At 74.3% G+C, this 5407-nt stretch carries 5 protein-coding genes and 1 pseudogene; all 6 read right to left on the reverse strand.

Features of this window, described 5'->3' with window-relative positions; genetic code table 11:
* A pseudogene (locus EOINJALH_RS01180) lies at window positions 1-334 on the reverse strand (hypothetical protein); the annotation flags it as partial.
* A 97-nt stretch (window positions 335-431) separates the two neighbouring features.
* The gene (locus tag EOINJALH_RS01185) at window positions 432-1457 is read right to left on the reverse strand and encodes an alpha-ketoacid dehydrogenase subunit beta (RefSeq protein ID WP_088278485.1); all 1026 of its coding nucleotides are present in this window, start codon (window positions 1455-1457) and stop codon (window positions 432-434) included.
* A 16-nt stretch (window positions 1458-1473) separates the two neighbouring features.
* On the reverse strand, window positions 1474-2442 hold the full coding sequence (locus EOINJALH_RS01190) for a thiamine pyrophosphate-dependent dehydrogenase E1 component subunit alpha (protein ID WP_088278489.1): 969 nt from the start codon (window positions 2440-2442) through the stop codon (window positions 1474-1476).
* A gap of 44 nt (window positions 2443-2486) precedes the next feature.
* Window positions 2487-3083 (reverse strand): c-type cytochrome, encoded by a 597-nt coding sequence (locus tag EOINJALH_RS01195; protein ID WP_088278486.1) that lies wholly within the window; start codon window positions 3081-3083, stop codon window positions 2487-2489.
* Complete coding sequence (locus EOINJALH_RS01200; protein WP_144289799.1) at window positions 3080-4045, reverse strand: hypothetical protein; 966 nt, start codon at window positions 4043-4045, stop codon at window positions 3080-3082. Before EOINJALH_RS01200 ends, EOINJALH_RS01195 begins: the two co-directional genes overlap by 4 nt.
* A 145-nt stretch (window positions 4046-4190) precedes the next feature.
* Complete coding sequence (locus tag EOINJALH_RS01205) at window positions 4191-4919, reverse strand: hypothetical protein (RefSeq protein WP_088278488.1); 729 nt, start codon at window positions 4917-4919, stop codon at window positions 4191-4193.
* Between the last annotated feature and the right edge of the window lie 488 nt (window positions 4920-5407).

The raw sequence follows: 5407 nt of genomic DNA on the forward strand, positions 1-5407 counted from the left end.
GGGTGGGCGCCAGCGTGGATGGTGCCGCTACGGCGCCGCCGGGGCGCACCCGCGTCGCGTCGGCCTCGGGCGACGACGGCGCGGGCGTCGCGGGGTGGACGGGGGGCCGCCGCATCACCAGCGTCGGCTCGTTGTCGGGCGCGGGGCGCCCGGCGGCCGGGGCAGCTACCGGCGCGCGCCAGCGCGGCCGCACGACCGTGGCATTGGGGTCGTCGTCGACGGGCGGCGCCACGCGCGGCCGGCGCACGCGGGTGGCCTCGGCATCGCCGTCGGCCGGGCCGTGGGCGGGCAGGGCTTGCTGCGGGCGGACCACCGTGTCCTGCGGATCGTTCATCTTCACCTCGAACCCGGTGCGGGAGCGTGCCTTCGGTGTATCGGCACGCCCCGCCGGGGCTTGAGGTGGTTCGGCGCCGCGGCGCCGCGGGCATCGATCAGCCCAGGTCGGCCACCATCGCCCGATCGGCGGCCACACGGTCGGGTGCCACACCCATCTGCTCGCACACCGCCCGCACGATGGCCGCGGCGCGCGGCACGCCGGCCTGCTCGAGCACCCATGACGCCGCCGCAGGCGCGTCCACGCCGGTGAGCCGCCGCACGGGGGCCTTCAGCGCGGCGAAGGCCCGGTCGGCGACGATCGCCGCCACCTCGGCGCCGACGCCGCAGGGCGCCGCGGCCTCGTGCACCACCACCAAGCGCCCGGTCTTGCGCACCGAGGCGAGCACGGTGTCGGTGTCCAGCGGCTTGAGCGTGCGCAGGTCGATCACCTCGGCCTCGATGCCACGCTCGGCCAGCGTGTGCGCGGCCTGCAGGCACTCGGCCACGGTCTTGGCGTACGACACCAGCGTCACGTCGCGGCCGCGGCGGCGCACCGCGGCCTGGCCGATCGGCACCAGGTGCTCGCCCTCCGGCACCTCGCCAGGGTCGAAGGACAGCGCCAGGTCGGTGAAGAACAGCACCGGGTTGTCGTCGCGCACGGCGCTCTTGAGCAGGCCCTTGAAATCGGCGGCGGTGGACGGCATCACCACCTTCAGCCCCGGCGCGTGCACGAACATCGCCTCGAGGTTGTGGTTGTGCTGGCCGCCGACCGACCAGCCGGCGCCGGTCATGGTCATCACGACCAGCGGGAAGTCGAACTGGCCGCCCGACAGGTAACGCAGCTTGCCGGCGCTGTTGACGAGGGCGTCCATCGCCAGCGTCAGGAAGGGCGCGAACAGCAGGTCGACGACCGGGCGCAGGCCCATCGCGGCGGCACCGGCCGCGGTGCCGGCGATGATGCCCTCGGCCAGCGGCGTGTTGCGCACGCGGTCGGGCCCGAACTCGGCGACGAGGGCCGGGCGCTTGGTGGCGACGCCCTCGCCGAACATCAGCACGCGGGCGTCGCGGCGCATCTCTTCGGCCAGGGCCTGGGCGATGGCGTCGTGGACGGTGAGTCGGGTGGTGGATCGAGCGGTGGTCATGAGGTGTGCTCCTGGGTCAGGCGTAGACGTCGGTGGTCAGTTCGCTGGCGTCGGGCCAGGGCGAGGCCTGGGCGAAGTCCAGCGCGGCGGCCACCGTGGCGGCCACGCGGTCCTTCACATGGGCCAGTTCGGCCGGCGTGAGCACGCGCTCGGCCAGCAGCCGCGCGGCCTGGGCATCGATCGGGTCGCGTGCCTGCCAGGCGCGCAGTTCGTCGGCGTCCACGTAGGCCTGGTCGTCGGGCTCGAAGTGGCCGCGCAGGCGGTAGGTGGTCAGCTCGAGCAGGCGCGGCCGGCCGTCGGCACGGATGGCCGCGGCCATCTGCCGCGCGGCGTCGTGCACGGCCTCCACGTCGTTGCCGTCGACCACGCGCGCCTCGATGCCATGCCCGTGCACCCAGTCGGCCACGTGCTGCTGTGGCATCGTCTCGTCGCGCCGCACGTAGGCCTGCCACTGGTTGTTCTCGCACACGAAGAGCAGCGGCAGGCGCCAGGTGACGGCCAGGTTGACCGACTCGTGGAAGATGCCCTCGCAGGCCGCGCCGTCGCCGAAGAACACCGCGGTGAGGCCGCCGGGCTCGGTGCCCGACGCGCCCATCTTCTGCGCCAGCGCCACGCCGGGCGCCAGCGACAGTTCGCCGCCGACGATGGTCGAGGTGAGCACCACGCCCAGGTCCCTGGCACTGATGTGGAGCGACCCGCTCTTGCCCTTGCAGTAGCCGTCGCGGCGGCCCATCACCTCGGCCATCAGGCGGCCATGGTCGGCGCCGCGGGCGACCAGGTGGCCGGCGCTGCGGTGGTTGGTGAGCAGGCGGTCGCGCGACTCGAGCGCGCGCACCACGCCGACGGCCGCGGCCTCCTGGCCGACGGAGGTGCAGGTGCCGGGCGAGGTGGGCGTGGCCAACGCGGCGAGCTGTTCCTCGTGCGCGCGGATGGCCAGCATGGATTCGAGCAGCGCGATGCGCTGCGGGGCGGAGAGCGTGGACATGGTGTCGGGGCCTCGGTTGGATGGGGTCAGGGGCGGGCGTGGCGTCACTTCGCCGCGGTGGCGGGCGTCGGCGCCCAAGGCTCGGGCACGCGGTTCTTCACCGCGGGGATGGTGCGCAGGTAGGCGTAGATCGCGTCGAGGTCGCGGTCGGTGAAGTGGTTGTAGACCGGCACCGGCATCGGCGGCAGCAGCGCGCGGCCCTTGCCCATGTGGCGTCCGGTGCGGATGGTCTGGCGGAAGTCGCGCGCCGTCCAACGGCCCAGGCCGGTCTCGTCGTCGGGCGTCAGGTTGGCGGTGAAGCTCACGCCCCAGGGACCGGACCATGCGGTGTTGGTGGCCGACGAGACCACCATCCACGGGCCGGCCGGCAGCGCCGGCGCCGGCGGCATGGCCAGGCCTTCGGGGTGGCCCGAGAGCAGGCGGTCCATGTCGGGCTCAGGACCGTTGGCGCCCATCTTCAGCGGCGTGTGGCAGTCCATGCAGGCCGAGGTGGCGACCAGGTACTTGCCGCGCGCGGCCTGCGCGCGGTCGACCTTGTCGGCCGCGCTGGCGGGCGACGCGGCCACCAGGCCGGCGGCGGCGGCCAGGGCCAGGACGGCCGTGGACGCGGTGAGCGAGGCGGGTTGGCGGAACGGGTTCATGGCGAGGTCTCCTTGCGGTGGTGTTCGTTGAGCTGGACGATCCAGCGGTGGACGAGGGCCAGGCCCTCGGGATCGGGCGCCAGCGTGCCCAGCGGCGGCATCTGCACCAGGGGCTGGCGGGACTGCATTCGGATGGACAGCACGCTGGCCACGGGCTGGCCCGGCGCGACGATCGGCGCGCCGGCCGCGCCGCCCTGCAGTGCGTAGCGGCTGGGCGCGTCGACGGTGGACGCCCGCACCGCGGCCGCCGACCCTTTCGGGTCGACCACCGACTGCGCCAGCGTCAAGGGCAGCGGCACCTGCGTGCCGGCGCGGTGGTGGCAGTGGCCGCAGTTGCCGTGCAGGTAGCCCACCGCCGCGCGCTCCGCCGGCGAGTCGGCCGCGATGCGCGGCGGCTGCCGCAGAAGGCCCGGCGGCAGGCCACGCAGCCAGCCACGCGCCGCCAGCCCGCGCAGATCGACATCACCGTCGCGCAGCGGCTCCGCGTGCGCGGCCAGCGGGTCGCGGTCGGGCGACAACTGCAGCGCGGTCACGCCGAGCACCGGCACCGGGGCGTCGCCGTGGCAGGCCAGGCAGTCGCCACGCGCGGGCACCGCGTGGCGGCCACCCGGCGCGCCCGCCACCGGCAACGCGCCGATGCCGCGCTCGGGGGCCAGCCGGGCGTCGCGGCCGTCGGCGTCCCACAGGTAGGTGGCGAACCGCCATTGCCCGTCGGCGCAGCGTTCGATGAAGCGGGTCTCCACGGGTCGACCGGCGAAGGCGAACTCCTTCCACAGCCGGGTACCGACCGGGAACACCCAGGCGTCGGGCCGCGACGCATCGATCGACCGCCCTGGCGGCAGCCACAGCCAGCGGCGCTTGGTGGCCCCATCGGTCCACAGCGGGTACTGTGGCGTGTACGACACCACGCCGCGGCGGATCTGCCCGGCGCGGCCCGGTTCGAACAATCCGGTGTCGCTCAACCTTGAAGGTAGGTCACTTGCAGCCGCTGATGCGGCACGCGCTGCGGCAGCCTCGGTCGCGGCCGGCGCGAGCGCCGCGGCCCCCAGCACCAGGGCCCCGGCGACAGCCGCGCGCAAACGATCGGTCACGGTCGACACCCTGGCCTCACGCGGTCACGAGGCCCGGCACCGGCGGCAGCCCGAGCGCGCGGGCCAGCTTGGCCCAGGCCGTGTCGTCGAGATGGGTACGCACGATGTCGAGGGCGCCCTGCAGGGCCTCGGGCGGCAGCTGGCGCTGCATGTCGCCCAGCAGCTCGGCGCGCTCGGCGGGGTTCAGCGCCGGCGCCATCCAGCGCAGCACCACGGCCATCTCGGCCGGCTCGATCGAGGCCACCAGCCGCTCATGGATCTCGGCCAGCTCGGCGTCGGTGTACGCCGCCCACAGCACAGCGTTGTGCGAGGTCTCCTCGACATGCATGTGGCTGAAGTTCTCGGCCACGAAGAGCGCCAGGTGGCGGTACAGCCGGTGGGCCGCCGCGGCGGTGGGCAGCGCGCGCAGCGCCGCGACATCGGCAGCCAGCGCGGCGATGGCCTCCAGGTGCTCGTCGTGCTCGGCACCGATGCGGGCCGAGGCGCCCGGGCGGCGCGCCTCGATCGCGGCATGCACGAAGCGGTTCTCGTGCGCCACGTGGGCGCGGCACAGGTCGAGCAGACCGTCGAGCTGGCCCAGCGTGGCATCGCATTCGGCGGCGTCGCCGAGGTCGAGGCGTCCGACACGGGCCAGCGTGTCGCCCATGAACAGGCGCATGGCCTTGTGGATGCCGGCATAGAGGTCGAGGCGTGGCGCCGACTGCGGCTTGACGGGGGTGGCGCCGAGTTGGACGAAGGCAGACATGAGAGGCTCCAGAAGGGGCTGCGGGACATCCGCAACGCATGCCTGCCAGTGTCTGGAACGAGGCATCTCGCCGCATCGCCCCGACGGGCCAGCGGGCGGCTCGCAACGGGTCATGGGGCGATGGCTCCTGCGGGCCATTGCCTGCGCGATCGTGGGGGCATTGGCACGTCGACCCGGTGCCGCGACCGGCCTGGCAACCGGGCCTTCCGGCGGGATGGAGTGCCTGTCGGCGATGGGTTCGGAGCAGTCGTTCGGGTGGGCCCGAGGCACTGAGGCGGCAAAGCCGCGCACGGGCAGGCCGGGGAGCTTCGCTGTGGCGGTCGACTGCGCCGACTGCCCTGCAGTGCTCGGCCCTGCGGTGCGCAGCAGAACTCACTTCGCGCCCGTCGGGCGCTCCGCTCAGACAACCGCGTCGAGCTTGATGACGAAGCGCGCTGCGCGCGCCGCCCCCGAGCCTGCGCTTCTCGCCGCCACACACAGCGCCCCCG

This window comes from Ideonella sp. A 288, from assembly GCF_002198735.1.
Classification (GTDB): Bacteria; Pseudomonadota; Gammaproteobacteria; order Burkholderiales; family Burkholderiaceae_C; genus Pseudaquabacterium.